Consider the following 16,396-nt stretch of genomic DNA (forward strand, 5'->3'; position numbering starts at 1 on the left):
CCTTCCGGTATGGAAGGTTTTTTTCGAGCTTAATCAGAAATTTCCTGATAGCGGGAATGGCAAACAAAACAGTACTTTTTCAATGGAGATTGCTCACCCTTGTATATCGGTGCCAGCTTGTTGAAATAAAGGAGAGAAGATACTTCTGATCAATAAAGGCTCTAACTGAAGAATGTTTATTAAAAGGATTTGAGTAAGTATGTTATCGAGTGGGGTATTACAGGGGAAAATACACATAAAGTTTAGCGAGAAAATGTTTGGAGTCTTTTTGGATGTACTCCTTACTGTCTGCTTAATCGCTCAATTTCTGATTCAACTCTGTAAACTCTTTTATTTAATGCTTCAGTTTTGTCATCATGGTGTTCTGTAATCTTTTCTGTGTACGTACCAAGACTTTCAATGAGATTTTGTTCTAGCTTTTTCTGTCCAACCTCTAATCTTTGTTGTCCACCTTCGAGTCTTGCTTGTCCAACCTTTAATTCTCCTACATCTGATTTCAAGCTATTAACATCTGTTTTTAAGCCGCCTACATCTGTTTTCATGCTATTAACGTCTGTTTTTAAGCCGCCTACATCTGTTTTCATGCTATTAACGTCTGCTTTTAAGCCGCCTACATCTGTTTTAATGACTTTCAATTCGCTTAAAATTTGTTTTAGAATATCTTCCACCACTGCTTCCTCCTTCCCACCTATTCTATACTTATTATAACACCTGCAGCCTGTTCTGCTAAAGCAGGATTGTAAAATTTATGGTGTACATTGACACTGGCACTTTCAAAAGACAGGGACAGATCCCCCGCCCCTGCTAATGGTTCTGGTAAAACCACCGTTAAAATTACACTCCCACCTCCGAGTGCACAAAATTGATTTACACCTTCTTCACCCTTAATAATAAAGAAAGGACAAAAAATACAGAGGTGAATCACAAATGGAAAACAACTCGCACCCCCTTTCAAAACCGTTAACTCTTCCGAATGGAACTATCATAAAAAACCGTTTTTTTAAATCTGCGATGAGTGAAGCTCTTGGGACAAAGGAGAACGATGTCTCCCCTGCTCTTGTCAACTTATACAACACCTGGGCTGACGGAGGTACAGGACTTGTTGTGACAGGAAATGTCATGATTGATCGAAATGCTCTTGGTGAGTCAGGGAACGTCGTGATTGAGGATGTACGAGATATAGAGATGCTCACCAGATGGGCAAAGGCCGGGACGAAGAATGGTGCTCATCTGTGGATGCAATTAAATCACCCAGGTAAGCAGTCGCCGAGAACACTCTCCAAAAAACCTGTTGCACCAAGTGCCATACCGCTTTCCGGCAATCTGAAAAAATTCTTCAATGAGCCGAGGGCTCTTACCGGAGAAGAAATTCAAGAATTGATCATCAGGTTTGGCAATTCTGCCAGAATCGCTCAAAAAGCGGGATTTACCGGTGTGCAGATCCATGGTGCCCACGGTTATCTCATCAGCCAGTTTCTATCTTCCTATCATAACCGGCGCACGGATGAATGGGGCGGTTCGCTGGAGAATCGAATGAGGTTTGTACTGGAGGTCTACCATGAGATTCGCAGACAGACCGGCAATGAATTCCCAGTAGGAATCAAGTTGAATTCTGCAGATTTCCAGCGAGGCGGTTTCACTGAAGAGGAATCTTTGGAGGTCATTCGCACCCTGGCTGACGCAGGCATCGATCTTATCGAAATCTCAGGCGGAAATTATGAGAATCCTGCGATGCAGGGGGCGAATGTCAAAGAAAGCACGAAGAAGCGGGAAGCCTATTTCCTGGAATTCGCTGCAAAGGTAAGAGAAATTGTGTCTACACCATTGGTCGTCACCGGAGGCTTTCGTTCAGAACAGGCTATGACGGACGCAGTTGTCCAAGGAGAAATTGATATGGTGGGTATCGCCAAGCCTCTTGCTCTGATACCTGACCTTCCAAATCAAATTTTTAAAGGGACCTACGAAACCATCCAGTTGAAACCGATGAAAACAGGGTTGAAATGGGTCGATAATTCTGCCGGAATGTTGGAAATCGTCTGGTATGAGCAGCAGCTGGCCCGAATGGGAAATGGAAAACCTCCCAAACCAGGCCATAGTGTCTGGCTGGCATTGTTGCACACCATCACCACCAATGGAACTTCTGTTTTCAAGAAACGGCGTGGTTAGGAAGCACAGTTTTATTGCGGAATATAATAGATAATAAGCGTTTTATCTTTTTTCAAGCACTGCATTTATTATTCGAATCAGCCAATTTCAATGAAAAACCGCCAAGACCTCGTCTCAGCGGATTCATTTTTAACAATCGGTATTAATAGGCTGTCCAGCCCGCATCCCCGGTAATGACGGTTCCGTTGACAAAGCTTGAAATTCGGAAGCGAGGAACAGCGCGATATTGGCGATTTCTTCAGGCTTGCCGACTCGGGGGTTGATGGCCAATCCCGGTTGGATGCGTTCCATTCCGGATTGGTTGAAGCCTGTCATGGAAGATTGGATGTTGGTTTCCACTCCACCAGGGGCGATTGCGTTGCAGCGGATCCCTTTGGTGGCATACATGAAGCCTGTGTTTTTCGTGAACCCGACCACAGCATGCTTGGAAGCTGTATAAGCCGCCCCTGCTCTTGCACCATAAAGGCCTCCGGCTGATGCGATGTTGATGATGACGCCTGCCTCTTTCTCCAGAAAGACCGGCAACGCTTTGCGGGTTGCCCGCATGACGCTTGTCGTATTAACGGCAAAGATTCTCTCCCAGTTTTCGTCGACGATATCACCGGCAGGTTCGAAGTTGTCCATGATTCCTGCATTGTTCACCAGGATGTCCAATGTACCATAAGTGTCGACCGTTTTATCGATCAGGTTCTGTATATCCTCTTCCTTTGCGACATTCGCTACAATGGCAACAGCTTCACCGCCATTTGATCTGATTTCCTCCACTGCCGCGCTGGCTGCTTCCTGGTTGATATCCGAAACAACCACTTTCGCCCCTTCTTTTGCGTAAAGGACGGCTATCGATTTGCCCATTCCTGAAGCTGCTCCAGTTACCACTGCTACCTTATTTTCCAATCTCATTTTCATTCCTCCTAAGATAAAGAATGTAAAGTTATTTGTCTTTTTCAACAAGTGTTCATTATCCAACACTTATCTATAGTATAATGACTGGTATAGGCGCCCTACAATCAGCAATCTAGCTGAAGATTGTCCATTAATCAACAGATTGCCGTCATAGTGTGTATTAATTTCGTTAATTGAACAATGGAGGCTTAAAATGTCTATTAATAATGATTACATTGACAGAAGAGTAGTGAAATCGAAAAGAGCGATGAAAGATGCGCTCATTTCGTTGATGGAGACGAAAGATTTCAAAACCATTTCAGTTTCCGATATCGTTCGTTCAGCCGATTTGAACAGAGGAACGTTTTATAAGCATTATCAATATAAAGAGGATATCCTGAAAGAAATCATTGAGGAGATAACAGAGGACTTGTTTGAGTCGTATCGTACACCTTATAAAGGGAAAAACATCCTTGAGCTGAATGAACTGACATCGTCCGCTATTAAAATTTTTGACCATGTCAGTAAATATGCCACGTTCTATACTCTTATCTTTCAAACAGAGACGTTATCAGATTTCCAGCACAAGTTTTGTGCCATCATCAAAGACCTGGCCATAAATGATTTACATGATCAGATTTCGAACCCAAAAATCAACCGGGAGCTGCAGGCAAGTTATCAGGCATATGCGATATTCGGCCTAATCAATGAATGGATTAATGGCGGCTTTAAATACAGTCCCACTTTCATGGCAGAGCAGCTGCTGGAGATCGTCAAGAATGATCGGTCTGTTGTTATTAAGGGGTCAGAAGATTCTTCATCCTGACTTATGGCTTCGTTCAGGCTGGAGTATATTACTTTTTTATCAAATCTAAAACTGGCCAAAGTTGGTTTTTCAGTAACCACCCTGCAGGCGTCCGTTTAGAATGAGCAGTTACATCATCCTGTAGCTTTATAATTGATGTTATTAGAGAACCATATCTGAATCCCTTATGACGGATCGCTTTCGATAAATGTTTGTTATATTACCAGGTAAGAATTCAGCTAATTTACAAACGCTTCTTCCACCCACAATTGAATTCAATGTAAAGAGTAACATGCCTCATAACAAAAAGGGACTGCGGACCTGTCCCTTTTGTCTTTTCCTATTAAACTTGCATATTAGTGACTGGAGTTAACTGTTTAAACGAGGCTAAGTACTTTAGATAAGATATTTTCAATTTCATCCATTTCTGAGTATGGAATTCTCACCAAATCTATATTATTGTTCTTGCAATAGTTGTTTTTGATTTGATCATTTTTTTGTCTAATGAAAAAGGCCTTTTCTCCTCCGAAATAGTCCCTGGCAGCAAAGTGCTGTTCCCCATCAAATTCTATTAGTTTTATAAGCTCCTCTTTATTATCAAAGATCGCAAAATCAAATGGCAGGGGTTTATTATTTCTACAATCTTTAAACCTGTATTGTCTGTGGTGAGGGATATTGTTCACTATTAACCAGGCAGCAATTCTTTCTTCCCCCATTGATGAAGGAGAACAGGCTAAACAACCGAAACCGTTCCTGGCACTTTTCCATGTTTTATCGCCTATGTATCCGCATTCCAAGCACTTGTATTTCAGGGGAGTGCTCCCATTTTTATATTCCTCGTCGAGTAATTGCAGGTTCAGCTTGGAGAAGGCGGCAACTCTCGCTTGTAATGTTGGCGGCTCCATTCCGGAACACTTTTTGCACCTTTTACCATTACGGAAGTTGTTTAGATTGATAAATACATCATGATCTTTTTCACATTTCATATGGAGTTTTTTGCTGTTTCCTTCATAGGATGTTGATAGTAAAGTCCACCCTATGTTTTCAACTAATAATCTTACATGATCGTACGGAAGTCGTTGTCTTGTACTGATTTCAATAGTTGAGCACCCCTTGCAGCCTTTTCCTGCTCTTAAACTATCTGCCGTCTTAGTACCCTGTTTCCCGCACTTTAGGCAAGTATACTTCATTCCAGTACGTGCATTTATATAAACGGTTTCTTCTAATTTCAATTCAAATTCATGAAACAACTCTTCAACTTCGTTATAAGTTAATGGAATATTCCCTGCACATTTAGGGCAACCTTTTTGGGACTTTGCAACACTAAGGCTTTTCTCGCATGTCTAACCACAATCCAAACATTTATATTTCATGTCTGTGTCAAAAGAAGAATATTTTTCTTCCATTAACTCTAATCCCAATTCAAGAAAAACCTTCCTTGCCTCTTCAATTGAATGCTTGGTTTTGTTTTGTATTCTTAGTTGATGGCCACAAGACAGGCATGCCAGCTTACTATTTTTCACAGAAGCATAGGATCTTTCTCCAACTTCCTCACATAATAAACATTTGAATTCAAGTGGACTATTCCGTTTATAGTATTCATCAGAAAGCAGCTCTGCTTCTTTGTCCATGAATATTCTCTTTAAATCATCGATACTCATTCTTCTGGATTTTGCCCCTTTTGCTTTGCCACAACTACTGCACCCCTGCTTCCTATGATGCACTTTTGTCAGTGGTTTTGTTCCATTGTGGCCACACGCTTTGCACTCATATTCCATAGGTTCTTTTGTATTTTTATATTCCGCTGATTTTAAAGTAAGGCCAACTTCATCAAATGCCTTCTTCGCTTTCTCATGTGTCCATTGTGTATCCATATCTTACCTCGTATATTCACTATTTTTTATCATTACATTACAAAGAATTATCACAAAAAAAACAGGTTAAATCTATAGTAAACTATTATAAAACGCACACTTTGATATAAATCGTCTGTTTTTGGTTGTTGTTCCTTATATGTTTGAGGTGCCCGTGACAAATTAGTCATTCTTGTGTAGTTGAATCAATGAACGAACATTCTTCCTTCCTGCTTTTTGCTTGGACTCCAACCGGGAGAGTGAATTCTTGCCTCTGTCCTGCGCTCGCCCATTACCCATCCACTCGCCTATAATTTTATGTAGACGAAATTCCGCTAAAGCTGAAAACGAAACTTTTACTGTATTTATTTCGTATTAGATGTAAGAGGAGTTGAAATCATGAAGAACTTACTGATCATGCTGGCATTTGTTTTTTCTTTACTATTAATCCCTGTTCAAGCGTTAGCTGTGGATTTTACCATTGAGGAAACCAGAATTGATGCATTTTTACAAGAAAATGGGGATGTGCAGGTCAAGGAGCAGCATACGTACGAATTCGACGGGGATTTCAACGGCATCACGCGGACGTTGATCCCTAAAGAGGATACCGATATACAAAACGTGAAGGCTTTTGAAGATAACAAGCCTTTAAAGGTCGATCAAGAGGGAAATCTTTATAAGATTTACAGGGGCGGCTCCGATGAAAGGATCACCATCGATCTTTCCTATACGATTCAAAATGGAATGGACGTATATTCTGATTTAGGACAGTTCTACTGGCCGTTTTTTGACAGCGGCAACGAATCCACTTATGAGAATATGGACATATATGTGCATCCCCCTCAGCCGACCGATGGAGTTTATGCCATCGGCTACGATGAAGCTGAAGGATCCGATTCTATTTCGGCTGACGGCATTGTCCACTTTGCCTTGGGTGAGGTGGACAGTGGTGAAAAAGGAGACATACGGGCAGCTTATGATTCTTCCCTGTTTCCTGGTGCCGTTACCATTGAAGGAGAAACGATCCGAGGGGAAATTCAGGATGAAGTCGCCGCCTATGAGGAAAGGCTGGAGGCTTTCAATGATAGAAAAGACACGTTAAGCAAGCTTGCACCCTTTGTTATTGTGATTTTCGCAGTGTATTTAACGGCACTATTGGTCTCGGCCTGGAGAAGGAAACGGGCGACCCTTTGGGAGGTGCAGCGACAGGCTGGCCATCACTCTCATTTACCAGAGAAACAGATGAGCCTTCCTGCGACAATACTCCATATGAAGCATATGGCGGCGGATGGAAATCTGCTTTCCGCAGCGTTATTGGATCTGGTCAGAAAAGGCTTTGTTGCGAGAAAGAATGAAAATGAGTTCGTTGTGAGTGAACACACAACCGATCATCCCCACGAAAAGGTATTGATTCAATGGCTGTTTTATAAAGTAGGAAAAGATGGGGTATTCACAGTTGATGCTCTCGATGAGTATGTAGAGGATAAGGAAAATCAACAGAGCTATCACGAGAAATTTACACAGTGGGTTGAAGCTGTGAAAACAGAGATAAAGCAGCATTCCTTGGTCGATAAGAAAGCCGGATTACGATGGACCGTTGCCATCAGCGGTCTGCTGCTGATTCCGTTCACTATCCTGTTCGGTGTCCATGATTTACTGATGTGGATGTTCTTCTCACTCCTTCTTGCCATTTCCCTTCTGCTCTTTGCACTGATTTATCAGCCCAGAACAGTGGAAGGCGCACGATTGAAGTACCAATGGAATAACTTCAGCAGCAACTACCATTCAATCGATTCTGAACGATGGAGCGAATGGATGAGCGATGACCAAATGCAAGCATTCATCTACGCTATCGGCATGAATGATAAAAACATGCTGGACAAAAATGAAAAACTTGCTGGAAAAAAATCACCTGGCCATGATTCGTTTACCACTTCATCCAGTGACCTGGTCATGCTCATGATCATTTCGGGCACGATTACAAACCGTTTCAACAGCGCCGATCAAACGGTCTCTGCCGGAACCGGAGGAAGTTCCATTCCCGGCGGTGGTTCAGGTGTCGGCGGCGGTGGCGGTGGTTCTGGAGCGTTTTAAATATCCGCTGTAAATACTATGCAATTTAATCAATACGCAATAAGAAGACTCGTCTAGTGACGAGTCTTCTTATATCTGGTTATATATATTGGCAGCGGTATAAGGATATTTTATTAAAGTATCCTATAGCGGAATAACACTAATTTTCAATTATCCTAATATCTTTAATTGGATAAAAAACAAAATTTGTCGTTCCAACAACTTTATCTATGGGAACTGCTCCTATTTGTCTGCTATCTGTACTATTTCTTCTGTTATCTCCCATAACGAATAAATGACCTTCTGGTACAGTAGCTTGTCCTACCACAGTATCCTCTAATTTAAAGGGTTTTGTTAGGTCACCATCAATATTTACCTTTTGTTTATCCAAGAAAGGTTCCTCATAAGCTTTTCCATTTACATATAAAGTATCATTTTTATACTCGACTTCATCCCCGGGTAAACCAATAACACGCTTAATATAGTCTTGTGTATCATTTGCATGAAAGACAACAATATCAAATCTTTCTGGTTCTCCTAATTTTGATACAATCATTCTTTCGTGGTCTTGCAGTGTAGTATTCATCGAAGCACCATCAACTACAATAGGTGTAAATATAAATGTTCGAACAATAAACACAGTAACAAAAGCTATAACCAGGGCTTTAATCCATTCCAGCGTCTCATTTTTCTTTTCAACCATTTTATTCATCCTTTCACTTTAAGAAATCAAGTTCATCCTCTTTGGCTGCTTTAATCTTCATAAAAAAACTTATAAAAAGGGTTCTAAAATGTAAGCTCAAACAATTGCTTCATATTAGCTAATAATTCCTTATGAGTTTCAATTGTAATAAGGGGAGTTTGCGGGGAATTAAAATCACTGTAAGGAAAAATGAAGGTTCCATTTTCCAAAGCATAAAAAGCGAATGATGCTTGTTTACCTGATTCGATATCCTTGCCTTCTGAAAAGACAAACATATATGTGTTGGAAGCTTGCATCTTCTCCATTGTTTCTTCCGAGCTGATTCTTTTGACTTCAAGACCTTTAATCATAGCCAAAGCCTGTTCTATTTGCTGCTTATCGTTCACTTCCTTAGTCAGCTCTTCAGCAGTTGTACCGTTTTCTACCTTTTGAATTAATAATGTACCTGCTTTTTCTTTATTCTCTATTTCTTTCACCTGTTCACTATTCGAACACCCACACAATATAAACGCAAGGATTGTTAATGCAAGGAATAGGCTTTTAATTTCTCTACACCTCATTTCAATTGTTCTTAAATTCTTTCGACTTAATAAACAAAACCTTTCTTTCACTAACCTGGTTTATACATGGCAAGGGATCGCTGTTTATTCAGTTTTTACACCTTTTAAGATTTAGACGATAACCACATTCAATAAGTTTCCAATAAGCAGCTTATTTTTCCCTTATGAAAAGGAGCTGCTTGCACGGATGAAAATTGAGCATACTAAAATCAGGAGGTGATAAGATGGCGGACAAGAAGAAACCCACAGAGGAAAGAGAAAGAAACAGGACTATAAACCAGAATCCCGAAGACGACCGTCACAATGAGAATGCACGGGCTGCAGCCAATCTTGCACAGGAATACCCGAGGATCAACACGGACAATCTTTAACAGGATGAGCTTCCTTAATACACGCTAAACAGCATCTATCACCGTGGTCTGCAGCCACATTTGGATAGATGCTGCTTTTTTTATTGAGGTATCGTCAGAGCGAATGGTCACATCGGCTGTTTTAACCAAGCTGTTTCAGGTATGCGTTAAGATATGTACGGTATTCACGCGTCAAATCCACTGGCAGCTCATCAGGGTTGAAATAGCGGAGGTCGAGTGATTCGTTTTCATCCATTTCTACAATTCCACTTACTTCGTTTGTGAGATACACCGCCGTAACGGAATATAGCTCGTCTCCGTTTGACACTTTGAAATAATAGTCCGGTCCTGAAAACATATCCAGTAACGTCAATGCACCTATTTCCAGCCCTGTTTCTTCCTTCACTTCCCTTCTTGCGGTATCCTCCAGGCTTTCTCCAAGCTCCATGAGGCCACCGGGCAAGCCCCATCCTCCATCGGTTCTTTGCTGCAGCAGCACTTCCCCTTCGTCATTCACAATGACGACTACAGACCCTATCAGTATTAACGGTCTATGGCCGACCAGTTTTCTTAAGTCCTTTACATAATCCATGTTTCTGCCTCCTCTTTCCCATTTTTAATAATTCCTGAACCCTTCCATTTTAAAAAGGATATCCCCTGGTTGGAGCTTTTTGAATTCCAAGAAGGAAAGTGATCCTGTTTACTTGAATATAGTCAGTAGAGTACAACGACCAGTAGAGGTGATTTACATTCAACGTTTTGATTTTTATCGGCCCACCATTATGCCGAGTCCCTATACAAGATATCAAGAATATCCGCCTTCTCCATTCCTTCAGCCGTATATTTGCTGTTATTGGAGTGCAGCTCCCTATGAAAATCAAGTGAACGAATATACATATGACATTATTCCTGATGGCTGCACCGATCTTTTGTATGAATACGACAAAGCCACCGGGACCAGTTCCATCAAATATTATGGGATCTTTGAATGTCCTTTCCGGATAACGGAGCAGTACAATCCTGATCAATACACATTCGGCATCCGCTTTTTCCCCGGCAGCTCTTCTTATTTTATACATGAGCGGGCAAAAGACACGGCTGCAAACGCCATGGATTTGAATCAAATCACTTCGCCAGATATCCAACGTCTTCACCACTACCTTGACCATGCTTCAGGTGTGAATGAGATGATCGCTGCTTGTGATGAAGTGTTTTCCCAGGCGATAAAATGCGGGAAGCTGCTCCGCCACGATTCTCTCCTTACCAGTATACTCTATCAAATTGTTGTAAGGCGCGGTCAATATTCTATTGAAGAGTTGAGCCACAAAGAGGTGATCGGACAAAGAAGGATGAATCGCCTTTTTGAGGAGCGAATCGGACTTAGTCCAAAAAAATTCAGCCAGGTCATCCGCTTTCAATCCGTTCTGACAGATTGGTTAACGAAAACTCCTGCTGATTTCCTTGCAGAAGAGTATTATGATCAATCGCATATGATCCACGATTTCAAGAAACGGACAGGAAAGAGTCCTAGGTCCCTGAAGGTGTCCGATTTTTACAATACAAGCGACCGCCTCCCCGGTAAACTGTAATCAGAACAATATGAGGAGGAATCACAATGACAAAACATACCGGCGTGACATTTCAGGTGCGAGTGAAAGATTATAAGCAAGGAATCAAATGGTATGAGACATTATTCAATCGGGTGCCAGACTTCATCCCCCATGAAGATTTTGCCGAGTGGGAAATCGTATCGGGCGCATGGCTGCAAGTAGCGAAAGGCTTGCCGACGAATGGGAATGGTCCTTTACGAATAGGTGTGGTTGACATCCATTCAGAGCGAACCCGTTTGATGAACGCACTGAACATCGAGATTGAAGACATCAATACCTGCGAAGGAGTACCGGCAGCGTGGTGTTCCTTCGAGGATCCTGATGGAAATCGGATTGGATTGTTTGAGGAGTTGACTTAATCGGGATTCTTGTTTGGGGGAATTTCTATTATCGGAAGGTCTCCATTTTTTGATGTGCATGATGCATCTGTTTATTGATGATGCTTGCGCAGGCGTATCGCTATTGGTACCCGCTACAGCATATGACTTTCTATTCTAAATACAAACAAAATCAGCCGCCTCGAAGTAAGGTTTCGTTTTGGCAAAGAATTTTACAAATAGCAGTCTATTCCGCAAGTGGATCAGTCCTGCTTTTTTTTGAAGTAACATTTCAATCGCTTGCTTGCCAAGCACAGAAATTAGTAAGCGTACAATAATTATAGTACATCTAAAAAATGAGAAGTTAATTAAGATGTTATATGACTTGTCAATTCCCACAGTATTCTTTTAGTTATGGCTCTGGTTAGGAATTGAATACTAAAAATGTTAATAAAGCATTATGGGTACCCCTTCAATTAGCAGCATTAATGGATACTATTTTAGCTGAAGATTGGAACTTTTTGTAATACTAGTTCGTATGTAATTTAGCTAGGGAAATTAGGAGCAATATAAACATCCATTTAAGAAAATGAAAAACGTTTACATAGTATTAAAAAGGTAAGCGATTAGAACAAGGGGGAAAGATATTGGAGAAGACATTTAACGGGAGTTTGATTAATATCCGAGGAAAAGATTTATATGTAGAAATTTATGGTTCGGAAAATAAAACTCCTTTACTGTATATACATGGAGGTCCTGGTCAAGGGGGTTACGATTTCTCTTATCACCAGGCAGAAAGATTACAAGAAAATGTTAGACTCATTTCTGTAGACCAGAGAGGTGTTTCCCGATCAGAGGGGATAAAAGAAGACGATAGCTTTTCTATACATGATATTATTCTCGATTATGAAGAACTTAGAATAGAATTAGGAATTGAAAAATGGGCATTGCTAGGACATTCTTTCGGAGGCTACTATAGCCTTTTATATGCTACAACTTTTCCAAACTCAGTTAGTCATATCATTTTTGAATGTCCCACTTTTGATCCTGGACTTTCGGCGAGAAATTCATTAATAAAAGCTTCAAAACTATTCAAAGAAGGTGGAAAGGAAAACTTGGCAGAGAAATGCCTTGATTTAGCCCAGTCAGATAAATCAGCAAAAAGTTTAATGTTGGAGTTCACGGAGATAATTCCTGAATTAGGTGAGCAGGGTTTAAAGTTACACATTCATAATTTTGAACATACAACTGATTATTCATTATATACAGAAGATGAATGGATGCAATTTTCCGTAAAGAATAAGGTTCATAATGACCGATTGATTGAGGAGAATGAAATATTCAGATCCTTGCTTCCAAGACTTAAAGAAGTTACACAGCCCGCTCTTTTAATTGATGGAATATATAACCCCGTAACATGTGATAAACAGAAAAGAACCTTTTTGAACGATGTTAAGTATGGTGAAAGTTTCACACTACAAGACAGTGGACACTTTCCTCACTTTGAAGAACCAGTAAAATTCAAGGATATTGTACTAACCTTCCTAAAGTAGTTGCTTCATCGGTTGATTTAACAATCGAATGTTATAAGAAAACACAGAAAAATATTAAAGCTGAGGGAACTCTGCTTTAATATTTTTCCATCTTCCGAGCTAGTGAGTTACTCACTTAATCTTTTAAACCTCTGGGGAAGACAGTTGTTCAATTAAATATAATGCCCCCGGAAAGTTAGTATCCTCAGCAAACATGAAATTACGGAAATATTGAACCTGAAATAGTGATGACATCGTCAAATGATAAAGAGTTTTTATGAAAAGGGGCCTTGTAATGAACTCTCAAACTTATATGTTGTTAGGATGGCTGAGTATTCTTACCAGCGGAGTCATTTATACTTTAGAACGATTAAGGAATGCCATTGTGTTTGTGGGTGTAAATGTTAGTGAGGAATCATTCTCATCACAACCACCTTCAACATCACTCTTTGGCAATTTGTTTTTCATAGTATTCTTGTTATTAAGCCTTTGGTTCTTCTATAATTCTAAAAAAGTAAAATAATCAATTGAGGCTTAGGGGGATAATCCACTAAGCTTTTTGCTTTGTCTTCTATTAATGCTCACTTTTATAGAAATTCGAAGTGTTCATTATAATATGATTACATATAAATCTTTTAAAACTGATAGTGACATTATAGCAGCAGCACTTATATAAAAGTAGCCACTTTTAATTTCTCTATTTTTTACCTTTTCGATTCCAATCAGCAAGAAAAACACTAATAAAAAAGCAAATGCTATAGATATGGATAATTCAATGCCTTTGATGAAAAAATGAGTGACTGCCAAACCTATTCCAATGATAGCAAGTATATAGTTTACCTTCTTTAAAAAGCCCACCTTTATCCCTCCTACTTCTGCAAATCTCTTTTTTATATCAAGGATACCACAGAATTATTAAACTTTTCTAATAACTATTTAGATAACTCTTTTGTCCTTCAATTAACCTGCCCCGCTAATTTTCTATTGACCTTTAGAATTGCCCTGATAAATCTCACAGTCTCCTCAAAATCTAATACCCTCAAATAATTACTTCCTGCCTTATGGATTGGGGTACGGTTTCACATTAAATTAAGCCAACAGTATAATAAAAACGCACTGTGAATTTCATTGTGAAATCCAGTACGTTTAATTTGATATATACTTGTTTTATACAGCGTTATTTCTGCTGCTAATTAGGGGGATTTTAAGGTCTTCTCTCCTTAAACAGAACCTGGCCTTAAAGAATACAGTTTCTCTTAGATGAAGTCATCCTAAACTCCTCAATTCTTCAAGGCTTTCACCGAGAAGATGGTGTGAAAACCACATCAAATTCTGCTTCATGATGGCACTGTGGATACCTGGTTTGTCGGAGCTGTAGGCCATCCCTTTGAAAAGCACGAATTCTGCCTCTACTCCCATATCCTTCAGTCCTTGGAAGAGTTCAACTGCATTGGTGACTGGCACCCTTCTGTCCGCTTCCCCGTGCTGAATCAACGTTGGTGTACCCGCGGATTGAATATAGTTCATGGGGGAAGATCTCCGATAGATCTCTGGATCATTCCATGGGGTATCGCCGAAAAACATCCTGATAAAGTGCGGGATGTCTGTATTGACGTAATGGTGACTCCAGTTTGTGATTCCGCCCCCGACCGAGGCAGCCTTGAACCGGTAACTAAACAGGGAGCAGAATGCTGATATGAAGCCGCCCTGGCTCCACCCCATAATTCCAATTCGGTCTTTATCGGCTGCCCCTCTCTCCACAAGTGCGTCCACCCCTGAGATTACATCCTCATAGTCACCGATTCCGAGATTTCGATGGTTCGCTTTTAGAAAATCATTTCCGTATCCTGTGCTTCCTCTGTAGTTAGGCTCCAATACAATAAAGCCCTTTTCGATGAACGGCTCAACAGGGTATTTGTCATTGAAACAGCCAGAAAGAATCGGACAGGAAGCCCAGGCCGGACCGCCATGCATAAGGACCAATAGAGGGTAGGTTTTTCCAGGATCAAAATCCACCGGGGTTGTCAGCACCCCTTCTATTTCGAGATCATCGCTGCTTCTCCAGGTGATGGTTTCCCTGTTGCTTCTGTTCCTTCCGTGGAAGACGAAATTTTCGTTTGTTATCTTTTCACCGTCAACATAGACTTCAAATGTTTCATTGATTCCTGCCTTGCTGTAAGCGATGTGATTCCCATCCTCCGTTATGGCTGCCTCCAATACATATCCTTCCTCATTATCGCCTATCATTTTTACAGAACCATCCTCAGATAAAATTCCAATAAGGTGATTCGTTTGCTGCTGCCAACTGATTAAAATCCCTTGTGACGTCCAACGTACCGGTGTAACTGTACTGTCAAAATCAGTTAAAGGCTGGGTGGTTGCTCCACTGGCAAGATCATAAAGTTCAAGCGTATTGTCCAGTATGTTGTTCTTATAATGATCCTTTTCTCTTAAACTCGCTGTATAGGCTAACTGGCTGCCATCCGGGGAAAAGCAGATGTGCCCGCCAACTACCTTCTTACTTTTGAGCATCTGAACCCTTCCAGATTGGAGATCCACTATGTATACATCCCGCTTTTGAGCATCATCCGCAGCCGGAGTTGGGGCAGCGATGAATGCAGCCTTTTCCCCGTCAGCTGATACAGCGAATTCCAGAACATGAAAATCCCTGCCGTCCGTCAGTGGGACGGCCACGCTGTCTTCACTAAAATTGATATAGTAGAAGCAATCATTCTGGTGTTCCTTGCCGGCATGTTGAAATTCTCCATAGGCTGCGTTTCGTTTCAAGACTTCTTCTGATACGGCTGCCGGCGCCGTATAATAAAACCCCTTGCCAGACGGGTCCCACTTGAATGCACTAACGCCTTCTTTTTCATCCGTCACTTGCACCCTGTAGGAGCCATCCAATGCCTTTATAAAAATTTGATTTTTCCCAGTGACTGATTCGAGATATGCGATTTGCCTGGAATCCGGTGACCACATTGGCGATCCAGCCTCTCTGCCATTGGCTAACGGATAACACTGCTTCTTGTCTATTTCATAGATCAATATTTGATTCCTGAATCGGTTATCTTCCCAGTCGGCTGTGTTTTTGACGAAGGCCGCCTTCGTGCCATCTTCACTGATGGTGATGCCTGATATGGTTGGCATCGAGATAAGTTCTTCAATACTTAGATACGACTTATTATTAATGTTCATGATCACTATTCCTGCTTTCTATTTACACCGCCTTGTTGTTTGGATAGACGGATCGATTTCATTCAATTGGTTTTTACGCATATATTGTTACTTTTGGAGAAATCCCAAGTGCCGGATTTTCTTCCTGTATTCCGAGGTTTTACTCGCGAAAAAGAAAGAGCAGCTCTTTTCTTTCCTGCTCACCAGGATCTTTACGGCGGTTTACCCGGATATTATTTGAATATTGTAGTGAAAAGCAACAAAGTTTACGAAAAGATCCTTTCAAAACGACGTTCATTTCACCTGTGAAATTTCAACGCGAACGTATATTTATTTATAGCCGCTCTATCATAGTATTCTCTAATTGT

Annotated in this window: 16 protein-coding genes and 1 pseudogene; 7 read left to right on the forward strand and 10 right to left on the reverse strand. The window is 40.8% G+C overall.

What is annotated here, in order from left to right; translation table 11 throughout:
* Positions 1-281 precede the first annotated feature (281 nt).
* Together D3H55_RS21020 and D3H55_RS24585 are read right to left on the reverse strand one after the other, a co-directional pair.
* The gene (locus tag D3H55_RS21020) at positions 282-668 is read right to left on the reverse strand and encodes a hypothetical protein (RefSeq protein WP_119549274.1); all 387 of its coding nucleotides are present in this window, start codon (positions 666-668) and stop codon (positions 282-284) included.
* A 20-nt stretch (positions 669-688) separates the two neighbouring features.
* Positions 689-955 (reverse strand): hypothetical protein, encoded by a 267-nt coding sequence (locus D3H55_RS24585; protein ID WP_168413198.1) that lies wholly within the window; start codon positions 953-955, stop codon positions 689-691.
* On the opposite strand from D3H55_RS24585, the gene D3H55_RS21030 reads away from it, so the two are divergent.
* Complete coding sequence (locus D3H55_RS21030; protein ID WP_119549276.1) at positions 928-2,166, forward strand: NADH:flavin oxidoreductase/NADH oxidase family protein; 1,239 nt, start codon at positions 928-930, stop codon at positions 2,164-2,166. The two genes, D3H55_RS24585 and D3H55_RS21030, sit on opposite strands and share 28 nt — an antisense overlap.
* A gap of 142 nt (positions 2,167-2,308) precedes the next feature.
* Here the strand turns inward: D3H55_RS21030 and D3H55_RS21035 are convergent.
* Positions 2,309-3,066: pseudogene (locus D3H55_RS21035) on the reverse strand (SDR family oxidoreductase).
* A 196-nt stretch (positions 3,067-3,262) separates the two neighbouring features.
* On the opposite strand from D3H55_RS21035, the gene D3H55_RS21040 reads away from it, so the two are divergent.
* Complete coding sequence (locus tag D3H55_RS21040) at positions 3,263-3,874, forward strand: TetR/AcrR family transcriptional regulator (RefSeq protein ID WP_119549277.1); 612 nt, start codon at positions 3,263-3,265, stop codon at positions 3,872-3,874.
* Between the two features lie 356 nt (positions 3,875-4,230).
* Here the strand turns inward: D3H55_RS21040 and D3H55_RS21045 are convergent, their stop codons facing one another.
* Both D3H55_RS21045 and D3H55_RS21050 read right to left on the reverse strand, forming a co-directional pair.
* Complete coding sequence (locus tag D3H55_RS21045) at positions 4,231-5,085, reverse strand: PDDEXK family nuclease (protein ID WP_168413199.1); 855 nt, start codon at positions 5,083-5,085, stop codon at positions 4,231-4,233.
* Between the two features lie 111 nt (positions 5,086-5,196).
* The gene (locus D3H55_RS21050) at positions 5,197-5,727 is read right to left on the reverse strand and encodes a DUF723 domain-containing protein (protein ID WP_119549279.1); all 531 of its coding nucleotides are present in this window, start codon (positions 5,725-5,727) and stop codon (positions 5,197-5,199) included.
* Positions 5,728-6,105: 378 nt separating this feature from the next.
* On the opposite strand from D3H55_RS21050, the gene D3H55_RS21055 reads away from it, so the two are divergent.
* Positions 6,106-7,800, forward strand: a complete 1,695-nt coding sequence (locus tag D3H55_RS21055) for a DUF2207 domain-containing protein (protein WP_119549280.1) — start codon at positions 6,106-6,108, stop codon at positions 7,798-7,800.
* A gap of 139 nt (positions 7,801-7,939) precedes the next feature.
* On the opposite strand, the gene lepB is transcribed toward D3H55_RS21055, so the two are convergent.
* Together lepB and D3H55_RS21065 are read right to left on the reverse strand one after the other, a co-directional pair.
* Entirely contained in the window at positions 7,940-8,482 is a 543-nt protein-coding gene (lepB, locus tag D3H55_RS21060) for a signal peptidase I (RefSeq protein WP_119549281.1), read from the reverse strand.
* Positions 8,483-8,565: 83 nt separating this feature from the next.
* Positions 8,566-9,093, reverse strand: coding sequence for a hypothetical protein (locus D3H55_RS21065; RefSeq protein WP_136035769.1), 528 nt, complete (start codon positions 9,091-9,093; stop codon positions 8,566-8,568).
* Between the two features lie 173 nt (positions 9,094-9,266).
* On the opposite strand from D3H55_RS21065, the gene D3H55_RS24590 reads away from it, so the two are divergent.
* Positions 9,267-9,413, forward strand: coding sequence for a hypothetical protein (locus D3H55_RS24590; RefSeq protein WP_168413200.1), 147 nt, complete (start codon positions 9,267-9,269; stop codon positions 9,411-9,413).
* A 121-nt stretch (positions 9,414-9,534) separates the two neighbouring features.
* Here D3H55_RS24590 and D3H55_RS21070 read toward each other — a convergent pair whose 3' ends face one another.
* A complete protein-coding gene (locus tag D3H55_RS21070; protein ID WP_119549283.1) occupies positions 9,535-9,984 on the reverse strand; it encodes an NUDIX hydrolase in 450 nt (149 codons plus the stop codon).
* 112 nt (positions 9,985-10,096) lie between these two features.
* On the opposite strand from D3H55_RS21070, the gene D3H55_RS21075 reads away from it, so the two are divergent.
* The 3 genes from D3H55_RS21075 (at position 10,097) to D3H55_RS21085 (ending at position 12,872) form a co-directional block, all read left to right on the forward strand.
* Positions 10,097-10,981 carry a helix-turn-helix domain-containing protein gene (locus D3H55_RS21075; protein WP_168413201.1) on the forward strand — a complete coding sequence of 295 codons (885 nt, stop codon included), beginning with the start codon at positions 10,097-10,099 and terminating at the stop codon, positions 10,979-10,981.
* Between the two features lie 26 nt (positions 10,982-11,007).
* Positions 11,008-11,361 carry a VOC family protein gene (locus D3H55_RS21080; protein WP_119549285.1) on the forward strand — a complete coding sequence of 118 codons (354 nt, stop codon included), beginning with the start codon at positions 11,008-11,010 and terminating at the stop codon, positions 11,359-11,361.
* Between the two features lie 605 nt (positions 11,362-11,966).
* The gene (locus tag D3H55_RS21085; RefSeq protein WP_168413202.1) at positions 11,967-12,872 is read left to right on the forward strand and encodes an alpha/beta fold hydrolase; all 906 of its coding nucleotides are present in this window, start codon (positions 11,967-11,969) and stop codon (positions 12,870-12,872) included.
* 588 nt (positions 12,873-13,460) lie between these two features.
* On the opposite strand, the gene D3H55_RS21090 is transcribed toward D3H55_RS21085, so the two are convergent.
* Positions 13,461-13,709, reverse strand: coding sequence for a hypothetical protein (locus D3H55_RS21090; RefSeq protein ID WP_119549287.1), 249 nt, complete (start codon positions 13,707-13,709; stop codon positions 13,461-13,463).
* A 408-nt stretch (positions 13,710-14,117) separates the two neighbouring features.
* The gene (locus D3H55_RS21095; protein ID WP_119549288.1) at positions 14,118-16,049 is read right to left on the reverse strand and encodes a S9 family peptidase; all 1,932 of its coding nucleotides are present in this window, start codon (positions 16,047-16,049) and stop codon (positions 14,118-14,120) included.
* Positions 16,050-16,396 lie beyond the last annotated feature (347 nt).

It is taken from the genome of Bacillus salacetis, from assembly GCF_003581585.1.
In the GTDB taxonomy this organism is placed as follows: Bacteria; Bacillota; Bacilli; order Bacillales; family Bacillaceae_B; genus Rossellomorea; species Rossellomorea salacetis.